Below are 14242 nucleotides of genomic sequence, written 5' to 3' on the forward strand. Positions count from 1 at the left end.
GGTGGCTGTGCCACAGCCGGGCGCGCGCTGTCGCGCCTTATCAGGCCATCAGGTTACGGCCGCGCGCCACGTCGGCGCTGTGGCCAACCCGCGCGCCGGTGCCGGGCACGGTGACGCTGTCGACCATCACCCAGTCGCACGTGGCGCGATCGGGTGTCAGCGTCATCGCCATATAGCCGCGCCGGCTGGTGTCGCACCATTTGAGTTCCGGGTTGGCCGCGACCAGCGCGGCGGCGACGGCGCGCGGGTCGACCCGGACGGACGATTCGTAACCCGGCGAAGTCACGCTGTGGCCGGCGAATTCCACCCCGGCGGGCTTGCCGTCCTGCGCGAGATCATAGGCCCAGCCATTATGGCTATCGCCCGAAATGACGATCAGATTGGCGCCGATCGCCTGCGACGCGCGCAGGAAGCGCGCGCGCGCGGCGGGATAGCCGCCCCAATTGTCATAGTTGAACGGCAGCCCGACCTTGGCCGCCGCGATCCCCGCGAGCAGGTAGTTTTTAGCGCGCGGCGAGGCCTTGGGATCCAGCCAGTCCAGCGCCGTCGCGGGCATGACCGTCTGGCCGAGGATCGTGCCGAAGCCGACGATCTGCCAGCGCTGCCCGCCGCGCACCGAGCTGCGCATCGCATGGGCAAGCCAGTTCTCCTGTTGCGACCCCATCATCGTCGCGCCTTGGTCCATCCACGCACCGTCGCGAAACGCCTCGAGCGCGGCGGCCGGGTCGGCCTGTTTGAACAGCGGTGCGATATCGGGCTGTTCGGTGCGCGCGAGCAGGCGCGTCTCGGTGCGGAACAACGTCGCGAGCGTGCCGATGTCATAGGCCTTCCACGGCTCGTCGGACACCGGCATCCACTCGCGATAGGCCTGGATCGAGGCAGCACGGCGCGGATTCCAGTCGCCTTCGCTGTCGGGCTGGTGGTTCTGCGCGCCGCCCTCCCAGCTGTCGTTCGACGATTCATGGTCGTCCCACTGCACGATCATCGGCTGCAACAGATGCAGCTTCTGCAGGTCGCGATCGGCGCGATAGCTGGCGTAACGCAGGCGATAATCGGCGAGGTGGATCAGCTCGCTTGCCGGCTCGGGCCGGCGACCCCCGACGACTTCCTCCGGCGCGGGATAATGGCCGCTGTCATATTCGTAAAAATAGTCGCCGAGATGGACGGTGAGATCGATATCGTCGCGCGCGGCGGCATGGGCATAGGCATTGAAATAGCCGAACGACATGTTCGAGCAGGAAAAGATCGCTGCGCGGAAGCGTGGTGCGTCGCCTTCGGGCAGCGTTCGCGTGCGGCCGACCGGCGAGATCGTGCCGTCGGTGGCGATGAAGCGATAATGATAGGTACGGCCCGGCTGCAGCCCGGCGAGGGTGATCTTGGCGGTAAAATCGCGCCACGGCCCGGTGATCTGCGCGCCGCCGGCGACGACATGGGCAAAATCCGGCGTTTCGGCAATCTCGGCGCGCAGCTCGACCGCGCCCCCGTTGGCGGGGACATAGCGCGTCCACAGCAGCATCGAATCGCTTGCTGGCTCGCCGCTCGCGACGCTGTGGGTAAAGCCGCGTGCCGCATTGATCGCCGGGGCCTGCGCAAAGCCGGGTATGGCGAAGGCACCGAGCCCCAGCGTGCCTGTCAGGAGCAACGAGCGACGGTCGAGCGTGATCTTCATCGGTGGTCTCCGGGTTATCGGAGAGTCGCTTGCCTCAGCGATATGGCGTGCTCATGACAGGTCAGGCGCGCAGCGGCTGTGCCCGTTTCTCGGCGACGCGCGCCGCATAATAATCCATCAGCTCGACGGTGTGCGCGCAATCGCTGCGCACCCGCCCGGCGGCGACCACCGCGGCGCGGCGCAGCATCGCCGCGTCGCGGGCGAACAGCCGCACGATCGCCTCGGCGGCCGACGCGGCATCGCGGGCGATATAAGTCTCGGACGACAGCGGATCGGCGATTTCGGCACAGCCGCCGGTGTCGGGCACGATCAGCGGCAGGCCCGCCGCGATCGCCTCCGACGCGACGAGGCCGAAAGGCTCGGCCTCGGAGCCGTGGATCAGCGCGTCGCAGCTGGCCATGATCCGCGCCAGCCGCTCGCGGTCATAGACCGGGCGGAACAGCCGGATATGCGGGCTGCCGGCCAGGCGATATTCGAGATTGCGCGTCTCGACGCCGGTGCCGAGCAACATCAGGCCGACCGGCATGCGCGCGCCGGCGCGCTCGGCCGCGTCGATCACGACGTCCCAGCGCTTCTCGCGATGATGCCGGCCAAGGCCGAGCAGCAGGCGACCCTCGGGCGGCAGGCCGCATTGCGCGAGCATCGCTGCGCGCAGCCGCTCGTCGCGCAACGTCGGCGAGAAATGGCCACGCTCGATGCCGAGCGGCATCGCCGCATCGATCCGCAGCCCGCGCGCGCGCAGACGCTTTTCGAGCGCCGGCCCGTTGGTCACGACGACGTCGAACTTGTCGAGGAATCGCGCCATGTAGCGCGTGTACCACGCACAGGCGCGCTCGATTCGTTCATGGCTCGCCACGCCTTCGAACCAGCGCTGCGCATAGGCGGCGACATTGTCATTGTGCATGAAATAGGATTTGAGCGCGTCGCCCTGCCAGTTGCCGACGATCCAGGCGGGACGCCAGGGCGAGCAATTCTCGACCACGTCGGGGGCCAGATCGTCGAGCAGCGCGGTGATCGGGGCGCCATCCCAGAACAGGCCGTAATTGCTGTCGAACGGCAGGCGCCGTGCCTTCACATAGATAATCCGCCCGCCGCCCGGACGTTCCTCGACGCTGTCCTCGCGGCCCGGCGCGATCACGATCAGTTCGTGACCAAGCTCGGCCATCAGGCCCATTTTGCGATCGAGATAGGTGCGGACGCCGCCGCCGGTCGGCGAATAGAATTCGTTGACGTCGACGATCCGCATCAGCCTATTCCTTCAACGGGCCGAAACCACTGAAGCCGCGCAGATACTGTGCCCGAATGATGGTCGTGGTGATACCCGGTCCGACATCGATGATCGCCTGGACGAGCTTGGGCTTGGCACGCCCCATCCGCAAATTGCTCGGGAAGCCCGCGCCGTCGGTCCAGAAGTCGAACTTCGACTTGCCGTCGCGATTGTGCGTGAAGAGCAGGGCGTAGCGGCCGGGTGCGGGCACCTTGATGCAGATTTCGACCGGGCCGGATTGCGGGGTGCGCGCGGTCACGCGACGGAAAACCTTGTGTTCCTGGACCAGCAGATAGTCGTCGCGCAGGAAATCCTGTTCGTTGGCCGGGTAGATTTCGAGCTTCACCTCGCCGGCGCGATCCTTCAGGCCGACGATATTGGCCTGGATCGCCGGACCCCGGCCGCTGGCGCACAGCGCGCTGTCCTCGCCAACGACCCCGGCATGGGCCGGTATCGTCAGCGACGACAGGGCGATCGGCATCGCCGCGATTGCCACCAGAACCTTCTTCATCGTCATGCCGCGTCCTCGCATTGTCGCTCCCGCCATATCCTCTATCGCGCATCGCCTTTGCCCTGCGATGAACGGCGCGCGCCGTGCGGGGTGCGTCGAGCCGCGCGGTATATGCGGTGAAACTTGGCCAAAAGAAGGTGCGCTGCGGGCGTATCGGAGACGCTTTGCCGGTGGCCGCCGCTGGGCAAGCGCCGGTTCAACCGCTATCGGCGGACGCGATGAAGACGCTGCTTGCCTCGATCCACGACGTTTCGCCCAAATTCGAAGGGCCGGTCGATGCGCTGGCCGATCGGCTGGCCGGCCATCTCGGCGGGTTGCGCCTGGCGATGCTGGTCGTGCCCGACCATTGGGGGGAAGCACCGCTTACCGCTGGCACGCCGTTCGCGGCGCGGCTGCGCGCCTGGGCCGATGCCGGGGTCGAGATGTTCGTGCATGGCTGGTTTCATCGCGACACCGCGACGCACAGCGGCGCCGATGCCTGGCGCGCCAAACATATGACGGCGGGCGAGGGCGAGTTTCTCGGCCTCGATGCGACCGAGGCGTTGTCGCGCATGACGCGCGGCAAGGCGCTGGTCGAGGATATCATCGGCCGCCCGGCGGCGGGGTTCATCGCGCCGGCCTGGCTTTATTCCGACGCGGCACGCGCTGTGCTGGGCGAGGCCGGCTTCGCGCTGGCGGAGGACCACGCCCGGGTGTGGGCGCCGACGCGCGGCGACGCGGTCGTGGCGCGCGGACCGGTGATCACCTGGGCGAGCCGGTCGCGCAACCGCCAGCTCAGTTCGCTGGCCGCCGCCGCCGCGCTGCGCCTCGTGCTGCGGCCGGCGCGCGTGGTGCGAATCGCGGTGCATCCCGGCGACAATGGCGTGCCGCAACTGCTCGACAGCATCGACCGGACTTTCACCGTGCTCGGTCGTGGCCGGCCGGCGGGGCGCTACGCCGATCTGATCGGCTGACGGCGCGGGCACCCGCTCAGCGCCGTGCGCGCACTCTCACCCACAAGGCGTGGAGCGCGAAGCCGAGCATCAGCGCGGCATGGACGATGAGGATCAGACCGGCGACCAGCGCCAGCATCTGCGCCATTTTGGCATGCTGGCCGACCAGCATGCCGGCGATCGTCGCGAAGACGAGATCCTTGTTCGGCACCATCGGCAGGCGCGCCACCAGCATGCGCGCGGCCGAGAGCAGCAGCCATGTCGCGATCGCGATGCCCGGCAGACCGAAATGCCAGGTGATGGCGAGCAGTACCGCGCCGCCGAGCACCCGACCGCAATGCACCGCGAAGATCCACCACAAGGTGCGCCGGTCGAGCGAAAAAACCCGCTTCGAAAAGACGAGGAATGGCAGCGACATGGCAAAGATGATCACCGCCGACCACATGACCAGCCGCAACTGGCCGGTGTCGAGCCAGCCGATCGCATAGGGCAGCGCGCCGAGCAGCACGGTCAGCGTGATCGCGGCGCCGGAAATGGCCGACAGGATACTGACGTCCTTCACGGCGCCGAAGGGTGCTGCGACCATCGTCGCGCGTTGCCGCGCCCAGGCGTAGAAATAGGCCTCGCCGGAATAACCGATCATGTCGCTGGCGATGCGCTTGCGGATCAGCGCCGCGAAGCCGGCCGCAGGAATGCGCCACAGCCGCCGGAAGATCACATAGTCGCCCACCACCGGCGAGAAATAATAGAGCGTGAAGAACAGGTAGAAGAGCGGGTTGCGCGGCAGCGCATCGACCAGCCCGGCGATGCCGGATTCGAACAGCTGCCGCCCGAGCATCGCGATCATCACCAGCGTGATGACCGCGCCCAGCACCATCGGCCAGCGGCGCTTCAGCGTCTCGATCGGTTCGAGGCCGGCAAGATCGGGTGCGGCCGCTTCGAGCGCCAGACCGTCAGCCCGTGGGGCCGGAGAAATGTTCACGTGGCACGACCTGCGATAAATGCCGGGCGGTGCCGGAACCCGCATGATCTAGGGAGCGTACCCCGGCTTGGCAACGGGCGCCGTCGCGCGGGATGTCCGGGCAAAGCCGGCAGCGGGTGGTTGCCGGAACGTCGCGAATTCGTTGCGATGCCGAGAAACTCTTGCGACAATACGGCGTTACGGCCTGATCATGCTCAGCCCCTTCCCGCCCGCGAATCATATCCTGACCTTCGCGCAATCGCTCCAGGGCGGCGGTGTCGAGCGTGCCATGTTGCGCCTCGCGCGCGGCTGGCTCGCGGCGGGCCACCGCGTCACGCTGGTGCTCGGCGAAGCGGCGGGCCCGTTGTCGGCCGAAATCCCCGCCGGGGTCGAGCTGATCGAACTCGACTGCCAATATGTCGGCCTGCTGGCGGCGCTGCCGGCGATGGTCGCGTCGCTCGCGCCAACCGTCATCTTTTGCCCGGGCAACTATTATAGTTCGATGGCGGCATGGTTGAAGCTCAGGCTGGGCCGCGCCTGTCCGCCGATCGTCGCCAAGGTCTCCAACCGGCTCGATCGCAACGACCAGCATTTTCCGGTCGCGCAGGGTTATCGCGCGTGGCTGCGTTGGCATCCACGCTTTGTCGACCATGTCGTCGCGATGTCGCCGGCGATGCAGGAGGAAACGGTGCGCATGACGCATATCGCGCCCGACAGCGTCAGCGTCATCGCCAACCCGCCGACGCGGGCGCTGGGCGCGCATCCGCCGGGTCCGCCGCCGCTGCCCGGCGCGCGCTTCCTGCTCGGGGTCGGGCGGCTGTCGCCGCAAAAGCGCTGGGACCGGCTGATCGACGCCATGCCGCAGGTCGCCGAGCGCGATACCAGACTGCTGATTCTCGGTGAGGGCGGGGAGCGGCCGGGGCTGGAGTCGCGGGTCGATGCGCTGGGTCTGCGGCGCCGCGTCGATCTGCCCGGTTATGCGCCCGACCCGCAGCCTGCGCTCGCCGGCGCGGCGGCGCTGGTGCTGACCTCCGATTTCGAAGGCGTGCCCGGCGTGCTGCAGGAGGCGCTGGCGCTTGGCACACCCGTCGTCGCGACCGAGTCGAGCGTCGCGATCCGCGAGATCGTCACCTCGCCGCGTCATGGCAGCATCGTGCCCGCGGGTGACCCCGCCGCGCTGGTTGCGGCGCTCGACCATTGGCTCGTCCCCGGGCGTCCGCGCCCCGACCCGGTGCCCGAACGCGGCGCTGATTCGGTCGCGCGCTATCTCGACCTGTTCGACAGGTTGATCTTCGCGCGGCAGCGCGCCTGAACTCAGGCCGGTTTGACGCGATCGGGATGGACCGCCGCGATCGCCGGAAGCGCCTGTCCGGCGGCATCGGCCGCAACGAGTCGCGGCCAGGCGTCGAGCGGCAGTGCGAGGCGCCGCGCATTGTACATTTGCGGGATCAGGCAGATGTCGGCGAGGTTGGGCGCATTGCCGCCCAGAAACGGGCCGACGCCGGCAGTCTTTTCGAGCGCGTCGAACCCCTCGCTGATCCAGTGGCGGTACCAGAGGTCCTTCGCCGCCTGATCGGCGCCGAATTGCTCGCCGAGTCGGTTGAGCACGCGCAGATTGTCGATCGGGTGGATGTCGGCGGCGATCACCAGCGCCTGCGCCAGCACCTGCGCGCGGGCGAGCGCATCGCGCGGCACGAACGGCGGTTCGGGCCAGGTCGCGTCGAGATAGTCGATGATCGCGAGGCTCTGGCCGATCATGATGCCGTCGACCTCCAGCGCCGGCACCAGGCCCTGCGGATTGCGCGCACGAAACGCTGCGCCGCGCTGCTCGCCGGCGGCGAGATTCACCTCGACCGCCTCATAGGCCACGCCCTTGAGCGCCAGCGCGATGCGCACGCGATAGGCCGCCGACGACCGCCAATAGCCGTAGAGCCGCAGCGTCATTGCGGGTGATCCTCGATGTCGCGTTCGGAACTGCGTTCGAGCGCGACCTTGATCATCGCGGTCATCGGATCGGCCAGTGCCAGCCCGACCACGCCGAACAAGGTGCCGGCGAGAATCTGCGCCGACAGCGTCAGCGCCGGGGGCAGATCGACAGTGCGCCGCGCGACCATCGGGATGACGACATAGCCGTCGAAGGTCTGCACGACGAAATAGGTCGCCAGCGCCGCGAGGCCGGTGTGCATGCCGGCGGAGAAACCGACCGCCGTCATCAGCACGCCGGTGACGAAGGCGCCGACATTGGGGATGAAGGCGAGGATCCCGGCGATCAGCCCGAGCACCAGCGCCATCGGCACGCCGAGCACGGTCAGGATGATGAACACCAGCACGCCCTCGATCGCCATGCCGGCGAGGCGGCCGGCGAGCAGGCGGCGCAGCGTCGTCGCCATGCGCTCGATGGTGATGGCGAACTCACTGCGCGCGTCGCTCGGGATCATCCATTGCAGCCCGCGCTCGTAGAGCCGCGGTTCCATCGCCACGAACAGGCCGATCACCAGCACCATGAAGAAGCTGGTCAGCGCGCCGATCGCGGTGCCGACGAACGACGTCAGCTTGCCGACGCTGCCCAGGCCTTCCTTGAGCAGGCTCTGGATGTCGGCGCGGCCCGGCAGGATGCCCATGCCCGATGCCCAGGCACTCAGGCGATCGGCCTGCGTGACCAGCGTCGCCTGGAGCTGTTCGAACTGCGCGGCGAGCTGCACGCCGGTGAGATAGAAGGTGCCGAGGATGAAGGCGGTCGCCGCGATCACGACGATCGCCAGCCGCCAGCCGCGCCCGATCGGCAGCACGCGGCCGAGCAGGCGCACGCCGCCGTCGAACATCGCCGCGGCGACCACGCCGCCGAAGATGATCAGCAGCGGCTGGATCAGCAACACGACCAGCGCGATCGCGCCGCCAATGCCGAACCACACCGTGGCGCGCTTCATCTCCTGGCGAATGAAGGGGTCGCGCAGCTCGTTCGGGCCTGGCTCGACGACCAGCTCGTCGGGCCGCGCGTCGCTCATTTGCCGCCGCTCGGATGCAGTGAGGTGCCGGCGCGGCCGCCGCGGAACCATTCGCCGATGGTCAGCGGATTCCAGCTGCCGTTACCGCTCTTGGAAAAGGTGATGAACTCGGCGCGGCCGCCGATATATTCCCACGGCACCGGGCCACCCAGACCCTGTTCGTCGAGCGAAAAGCGGCTGTCGGCGCTGCGATCGCGATTGTCGCCCATCAGGAAGACGCTGTTTGCCGGGATGGTGACGGGACCATAATTGTCGCCCCCGCTGTAACCCAGCTCCACCGTATCATAGCTGCGCCCATTGGGGAGTGTCTCGGTGACGATCGGGATGCGACAGAAATGACGGCCATCCGCGCCAGTACGCAGCGCCGCCGCGCCATAATCTTTGGGGTCGCAGGTGACCTTGTCCGGATCGTTCGGCTCCGGGTTCGGTACGCCGCCATAATTGGCGATGTCGATATAATGTAGCGGCCCACGCTGGACCGCCACGCCGTTGAGCATCACCACGCCGCCGATCACCTGCAGCCGGTCGCCGGGCAGGCCGATGACGCGCTTGATGTAATCGGTGTTGCGGCCGGGCGGGGTGACGATCACGACGTCGCCGCGCTTCGGCAGTCTTCCGAACAGCCGGCCGCTCATATGCGGCAGCTGGAAGCCCCAGCTCTCGACCTCCTGGTGAAACAGCGCGCCGCGCACGATCGCGACCGGGTTGGGGATGGTTGGCGAAACGAACGACCAGCCAAAGGCGAACTTGGTGACCACCAGCTGATCGCCGACCAGCAGCCCCGGCAGCATCGATTCCGAGGGGATGTAGAAAGGCTTGGCGATGAAGCTGTGAAAACCGAGCACCGCGAGCACGAGCCAGGCGATGCCCTTCAGCTCGGCCTTCCAATCGGTCCCGCGCTTGGCCTCCGCCGGCGTGGCGGCGTCGGGGGCGCTCGTCGCTTCGGGTTCGCTGTGCAACGCATACTGTTCGCTCATCAACTCGTCCTGTCGCCCTCGGCGGCGATTGCCTCGATGACGACGAACGCCTGTGCCCAGGGATGATCGTCGGTCAGCGTCAAATGGATTCGTGCGACGTGGCCGCGCGGCGTCAACGCGTCAAGCCTCGCCTTGGCCCCGCCGGCCAGCGCGAGCGTCGGCGCACCCGAGGGCGCGTTGACCACACCGATGTCCTTCATGAACACCCCGCGGCGGAAGCCGGTGCCGACCGCCTTGGAGAAGGCTTCCTTCGCGGCGAAGCGCTTGGCCAGCGTTCCAGCCTTGGTGAAGGGGCGGCGATCGCCCTTGGCGCGCTCGATCTCGGTGAAGACGCGTTGCTCGAAGCGTGTGCCGAAACGGTCCAGCGACGCCTGGATGCGCTCGATATTGCACAGGTCGGAGCCGAGCCCGATGATCATGACGTTTTTGCCGCGTGCGCGGAGGCGGTGCCGGCCCGCGCCCCCACCCGACCTCCCACAGAATATGCTGGATGGGAGGTCGGGTGGGGGAGCGGGCCGGCACCGCGCGCTTCGACGCACATCATCTTGCCGCATCCATCGCCGCGCGCATCATGCGGACGCTTTCGCTTAGGCCGACGAACAGCGCCTCGCCGATCAGGAAATGCCCTATATTGAGCTCGCGCACCTGCGGGATCGCGGCGATCGGCGCGACATTGGCATAGGTCAGGCCGTGGCCGGCATGGACCTCGATGCCGTTGCGGGCGGCGAGCGCGGCGGCATCGCCCAGGCGGCGCAGCTCGACGGCCTGCGCCTCGCCCGACAGTTCGGCATAGCGGCCGGTGTGCAGCTCGATGACCGGGACGCCGAGCCGCAGCGCCGCGTCGATCTGCTGCGCATCGGGCTCGATGAACAGCGACACGCGGATCTTCGCCGCGCCCAGCGCAGCGACGAGATGCTGCAGTTCATTGTGCTTGCCGGCCGCGTCGAGCCCGCCCTCGGTGGTGCGCTCCTCGCGCTTCTCTGGCACGATGCAGGCGGCGTGGGGCCGATGGCGCAGCGCGATCGCCAGCATTTCCTCGGTCGCGGCCATTTCCAGGTTGAGCGGGATCGTCAGCTGATCGGACAATCGAGCGATATCGTCGTCGGTGATGTGGCGGCGATCCTCGCGCAGATGCGCGGTGATGCCGTCGGCGCCGGCCGCGGCCGCCATCAGCGCGGCGCGCACCGGATCGGGATAACCCGCGCCGCGCGCATTCCGCACCGTGGCGACGTGATCGATATTGACCCCGAGCCGCAGGAAATCGCTCATGCCGCGCGGCTCCCGGGCTTCACCGGCGGGATCGCCGCCAGCTCGGGCGGCAACGCATCGGCTTCATAGGTCGGCACGTCGAGTCGCAGCAGCGGGAAGAAGGGCACGCCGAGATCGGCGGTGCCGCCCGAGCGATCGACCAGCGCGGCCGCCGCCACGACCTCGCCGCCGGCATGGCGAATCGCGGTGATCGCCTCGCGCGACGACAGGCCGGTGGTGACGACGTCTTCCATCATCAGCACATGCGTGCCCGGCGCGAGGCGGAAACCGCGGCGCAGCTCGAACACGCCCGCGGGCCGCTCGAGGAACATCGCATCGACGTCGAGTGCGCGCCCCATCTCGTGCCCGGCGATCACACCGCCCATTGCCGGCGAGACCACCGCCTGGATCGAGCGCCGCAGCGCGTGCGGCAGGCTCTCGGCGAGCGCGGTGGCGAGGCGCGCGCCGCGCGCCGGGTTCATCAACACCCGCGCGCATTGCAGGTAGCGCGACGAGCGCAGGCCCGAGGACAGAATGAAATGCCCTTCGAGCAGCGCATCGGCGGCGCGGAACTCGGCGAGAATTTCGTCTTCGGTCATCGTTGCGGCCTTCTGCCCAAGGTGCTGGCCGGCTGCCTGATAGGGGGGGTGGACACCCCGCGCAACGGGGCGCCTAATGCTGCGGTGCCAAAAAAGCGCGCCGACACGCTTGAGACAAGGGGATGTGCCGCGTATAGGCCCACCCCAAGCAGGCGGATTCCCGCCTTGGGCCGGATCAATCGGCGCTATCGCAAAGGTAGTAAGAGCGCATGCGTATGACGGGACTCAGGACGTTCGCACTGGCCATCGGGCTGGCGGTGGCGAGCATCGGCCAGGCCGCTTCGGCACAGCCGGCGGCGCCGGCCGCCACTGCCGCGCCGGCCCCGGTTGTGGCCACCGCACCGGCCGCGGCTGCCGCGACCGATCCGATGCTGGCGATGGACGGTGCGCCTGCCATGTTGCCGAAGGCCGGCATCGGCCAGCCGATCGACGGTTCGTACCAGCTCCAGCAGCAGTTCACGCCGACCGGCAGAAGCGCGCTGAAGTTCCATGACTATATCCTGTTCCCGGTCATCACCGTCATCACGCTGTTCGTGCTGCTGCTGCTGATCATCGTTGTGGCGCGCTTCCGCCGCGCCGCCAATCCGGTCCCGACCAAGACCGCGCACAACACCGCGCTCGAAATCGCCTGGACGCTGATCCCGGTGCTGATCCTCGCCGGCATCGCCGCGCCGTCGATCGGGCTGCTGCAGGCGCAGTACAAGGCGCCGCCGGCCAATGCCGTGACGCTCAAGGCGATCGGCAACCAATGGTATTGGAGCTACGAATATCCCGGCAATGGCGGCATCCAGCTGACCTCGAACATGCTCAAGGAGCATGATCAGGTCGCTGCCGGCGAACGCGCCCGCACCGAGGCCGACGGTCCCCGCCTGCTCGCCACCGACCAGCGCGTCGTGCTGCCGGTCGGCGTGCCGATCCGCCTGATCACCACCGCCAAGGACGTGATCCACAGCTGGTCGATCCCGGCTTTCTGGGTCAAGCTCGACGCCATTCCCGGCCGCCTCAACGAGACCAGCTTCACGATCGAGAAGGAAGGCGTCTATTTCGGCGTCTGCTCCGAACTGTGCGGCGCACGCCACGGCTTCATGCCGATCACCGTCGAGGCGGTGAAGCCTGAAGTGTTCGCGGCCTGGGTCAAGGCCAAGGGCGGCACGATGCCCGGCGCAGCCCCCGCCGCCGTGACGGCCAATGCCAGCGCCCCGGTCGACAACGCGACCGCCGCCGCTCCCGAGACCAACCAGACTGCGACCGCCAATTCGGCCGCCGCCGGCAACACCGGACAGTAAGATCATGACCGATACCGCCCTTTCGTCGCACGCCTTCGAGGCGCATCACGATCACGCGCATCACGATGCCGATCACAAGCCGAGCTTCTTCGCGCGTTGGTTCATGTCGACCAACCACAAGGACATCGGCACGCTGTACCTGATCTTCGCGATCTTCGCGGGCATCGTCGGCGGCGCGATCTCCGGCCTGATGCGACTCGAACTGGCGCATCCCGGCATCCAGTATCTCGGCCAATGGGCGAGCTATCTGCCGGGCGGCGAGCAGGGTCTCGATCACTCGCTCCACCTGTGGAACGTGCTGATCACCGCGCACGGCCTCATCATGGTGTTCTTCATGGTCATGCCGGCGATGATCGGCGGCTTCGGCAACTGGTTCGTGCCGATCATGATCGGCGCGCCCGACATGGCCTTTCCGCGGATGAACAATATCAGCTTCTGGCTGCTTATCCCGTCGATGATCCTGCTGTTCGCCTCGCCCTTCTTCGGCGGCGCGGGCAATGGCTGGACGCTCTACGCGCCGCTCTCGACCTATGGTGAGCCCGGGCCGTCGACCGACATGGCGATCCTCGCGCTGCACCTTGCCGGCGCGTCGTCGATCCTCGGCGCGATCAATTTCATCACCACGATCTTCAACATGCGCGCGCCGGGCATGACGCTGCACAAGATGCCGCTGTTCGTGTGGTCGGTGCTGGTCACCGCCTTCCTGCTGCTGCTCGCGCTGCCGGTGCTCGCCGCGGCGATCACCATGCTGCTCACCGACCGCAATTTCGGCACGACCTTCTTCGATCCGAACGGCGGCGGCGATCCGGTGCTGTACCAGCATCTGTTCTGGTTCTTCGGCCATCCTGAAGTGTACATCATGATCCTGCCGGGCTTCGGCATCGTCAGCCAGGTGATCTCGACCTTCTCGAAGAAGCCGGTGTTCGGTTATCTCGGCATGGCCTACGCCATGGTAGCAATCGGCGTGGTCGGGTTCATCGTGTGGGCGCACCACATGTTCACCACCGGCCTCAGTGTGAACACCAAGATGTACTTTACCGCCGCGACGATGGTCATCGCGGTGCCGACCGGCATCAAGATCTTCTCGTGGATCGCGACGATGTGGGGCGGCTCGCTGAGCTTCAAGTCGCCGATGCTGTGGGCGATCGGCTTCATCTTCATGTTCACCGTCGGTGGCGTGACCGGCGTCGTGCTCGCCAATGGCGGCGTCGACGACAATATGCAGGACACCTATTACGTCGTCGCGCACTTCCACTATGTGCTGTCGCTCGGCGCGGTGTTCAGTCTGTTCTCGGGCTTCTACTACTGGTTCCCGAAGATGTCGGGTCGGATGTACAACGAACTGCTCGGGCAGATCCATTTCTGGGTGTTCTTCGTCGGCGTGAACGTCATGTTCTTCCCGATGCACTTCCTCGGGTTGCAGGGCATGCAGCGTCGCGTGCCCGACTATGCCGACAATCTCGCGCACTGGAACACGGTCGCCAGCGTCGGCTACATGATCATGGCGCTCGGCATGATCGTATTCTTCGTCAACCTGTTCTGGTCGCTGTTCGCGGGCAAAAAGGCGAGCGACAACCCCTGGGGTGAGGGTGCGACGACGCTCGAATGGACGCTGTCGAGCCCGCCGCCTTATCACCAGTTCGAAACGCTGCCGCGGATCGACTGACCTTGATTTGGCCCCTCCCGCTTGCGGGAGGGGTTGGGGTGGGCGCCCGGCATCCGCCGGTCGCTGCGTTCGTTGAGAGCGGCAGCCCACCCCCAGCCCCTCCCGCACGCGGGAGGGGAGG

At 67.4% G+C, this 14242-nt stretch carries 14 protein-coding genes; 4 read left to right on the forward strand and 10 right to left on the reverse strand.

Features of this window, described 5'->3' with window-relative positions:
* Window positions 1-40 precede the first annotated feature (40 nt).
* The 3 genes from U1839_RS13255 to U1839_RS13265 all read right to left on the reverse strand — a co-directional run bounded on the left by U1839_RS13255 (window position 41) and on the right by U1839_RS13265 (window position 3447).
* The gene (locus U1839_RS13255; RefSeq protein ID WP_332804080.1) at window positions 41-1669 is read right to left on the reverse strand and encodes an alkaline phosphatase D family protein; all 1629 of its coding nucleotides are present in this window, start codon (window positions 1667-1669) and stop codon (window positions 41-43) included.
* 61 nt (window positions 1670-1730) lie between these two features.
* Window positions 1731-2915 carry a glycosyltransferase gene (locus U1839_RS13260; RefSeq protein ID WP_332804081.1) on the reverse strand — a complete coding sequence of 395 codons (1185 nt, stop codon included), beginning with the start codon at window positions 2913-2915 and terminating at the stop codon, window positions 1731-1733.
* Window positions 2916-2919: 4 nt separating this feature from the next.
* On the reverse strand, window positions 2920-3447 hold the full coding sequence (locus U1839_RS13265; protein WP_332804082.1) for a DUF2141 domain-containing protein: 528 nt from the start codon (window positions 3445-3447) through the stop codon (window positions 2920-2922).
* A gap of 218 nt (window positions 3448-3665) precedes the next feature.
* Here U1839_RS13265 and U1839_RS13270 point away from each other — a divergent pair, with 218 nt between their 5' ends.
* Window positions 3666-4400 carry a DUF2334 domain-containing protein gene (locus U1839_RS13270; RefSeq protein ID WP_332804083.1) on the forward strand — a complete coding sequence of 245 codons (735 nt, stop codon included), beginning with the start codon at window positions 3666-3668 and terminating at the stop codon, window positions 4398-4400.
* Between the two features lie 16 nt (window positions 4401-4416).
* Here U1839_RS13270 and U1839_RS13275 read toward each other — a convergent pair whose 3' ends face one another.
* Window positions 4417-5361, reverse strand: a complete 945-nt coding sequence (locus tag U1839_RS13275; RefSeq protein WP_332804084.1) for a hypothetical protein — start codon at window positions 5359-5361, stop codon at window positions 4417-4419.
* A 190-nt stretch (window positions 5362-5551) separates the two neighbouring features.
* Here U1839_RS13275 and U1839_RS13280 point away from each other — a divergent pair, with 190 nt between their 5' ends.
* Complete coding sequence (locus U1839_RS13280; RefSeq protein ID WP_332804085.1) at window positions 5552-6652, forward strand: glycosyltransferase; 1101 nt, start codon at window positions 5552-5554, stop codon at window positions 6650-6652.
* 2 nt (window positions 6653-6654) lie between these two features.
* Here the strand turns inward: U1839_RS13280 and maiA are convergent, their stop codons facing one another.
* From maiA to pyrE, 6 genes are all read right to left on the reverse strand, one after another.
* Window positions 6655-7284 carry a maleylacetoacetate isomerase gene (maiA, locus tag U1839_RS13285; RefSeq protein ID WP_332804086.1) on the reverse strand — a complete coding sequence of 210 codons (630 nt, stop codon included), beginning with the start codon at window positions 7282-7284 and terminating at the stop codon, window positions 6655-6657.
* A complete protein-coding gene (locus U1839_RS13290; RefSeq protein ID WP_332804087.1) occupies window positions 7281-8345 on the reverse strand; it encodes an AI-2E family transporter in 1065 nt (354 codons plus the stop codon). Before U1839_RS13290 ends, maiA begins: the two co-directional genes overlap by 4 nt.
* On the reverse strand, window positions 8342-9322 hold the full coding sequence (gene lepB, locus U1839_RS13295) for a signal peptidase I (protein WP_332804088.1): 981 nt from the start codon (window positions 9320-9322) through the stop codon (window positions 8342-8344). The genes U1839_RS13290 and lepB overlap by 4 nt, the downstream gene beginning before the upstream one ends.
* A complete protein-coding gene (gene acpS / locus U1839_RS13300) occupies window positions 9322-9741 on the reverse strand; it encodes a holo-ACP synthase (protein WP_332804089.1) in 420 nt (139 codons plus the stop codon). Before acpS ends, lepB begins: the two co-directional genes overlap by 1 nt.
* A 121-nt stretch (window positions 9742-9862) precedes the next feature.
* Window positions 9863-10591 carry a pyridoxine 5'-phosphate synthase gene (locus tag U1839_RS13305; RefSeq protein ID WP_332804090.1) on the reverse strand — a complete coding sequence of 243 codons (729 nt, stop codon included), beginning with the start codon at window positions 10589-10591 and terminating at the stop codon, window positions 9863-9865.
* Window positions 10588-11169 (reverse strand): orotate phosphoribosyltransferase, encoded by a 582-nt coding sequence (gene pyrE, locus U1839_RS13310; protein WP_332804091.1) that lies wholly within the window; start codon window positions 11167-11169, stop codon window positions 10588-10590. Before pyrE ends, U1839_RS13305 begins: the two co-directional genes overlap by 4 nt.
* 209 nt (window positions 11170-11378) lie before the next feature.
* On the opposite strand from pyrE, the gene coxB reads away from it, so the two are divergent.
* Window positions 11379-12455, forward strand: coding sequence for a cytochrome c oxidase subunit II (gene coxB, locus U1839_RS13315; RefSeq protein ID WP_443030616.1), 1077 nt, complete (start codon window positions 11379-11381; stop codon window positions 12453-12455).
* A 4-nt stretch (window positions 12456-12459) separates the two neighbouring features.
* Window positions 12460-14121 (forward strand): cytochrome c oxidase subunit I, encoded by a 1662-nt coding sequence (gene ctaD, locus U1839_RS13320; protein ID WP_332804092.1) that lies wholly within the window; start codon window positions 12460-12462, stop codon window positions 14119-14121.
* The last annotated feature ends 121 nt before the right edge of the window (window positions 14122-14242 follow it).

Origin of the sequence: Parasphingomonas halimpatiens, from assembly GCF_036663795.1 — a bacterium.
Taxonomy (GTDB): domain Bacteria; phylum Pseudomonadota; class Alphaproteobacteria; order Sphingomonadales; family Sphingomonadaceae; genus Sphingomonas.